The organism is Salmonella sp. SAL4457, from assembly GCF_046548235.1.
Lineage (GTDB): Bacteria > Pseudomonadota > Gammaproteobacteria > Enterobacterales > Enterobacteriaceae > Salmonella > Salmonella enterica.
The window spans coordinates 1-265 of the sequence record NZ_JBGDZO010000631.1 but is presented as its reverse complement, the minus strand read 5'-3'; the positions used below and the strand labels follow the sequence as shown (position 1 = coordinate 265).

1 protein-coding gene is annotated in these 265 nt (G+C 69.1%); it reads left to right on the top strand.

Annotated elements, in window-relative coordinates:
- A partial coding sequence (locus ACLJNW_RS25725) for a hypothetical protein (RefSeq protein ID WP_410961443.1) occupies positions 1–265 on the top strand: 265 nt, incomplete at both ends.

The following is a 265-nucleotide window of genomic DNA, read 5'->3' as shown; positions in this document are numbered from 1 at the left end:
GCCCTGGACGCCTCGATCCGTGCCCTGGAGAAGGAAGTCCAGGACGAAGGCGCCACCGTGCAGAGTTCCGAGGACCGCGCGCCGAACACCCTGACCACTCACCTGGAACGGGTCCTGCTGGACGAGACCAGCAACAACGCGGCCCTGCGCACCCAGCTCGCGGAGCAGGAAAAGCAGCTCGCCGAACTCGAGGCGCAACGGCGCGAAGCGCTGGACATCGAGCCGACCCTGGCGCGCCTGCAGCGCGAGCTGAACGCCACCGAGC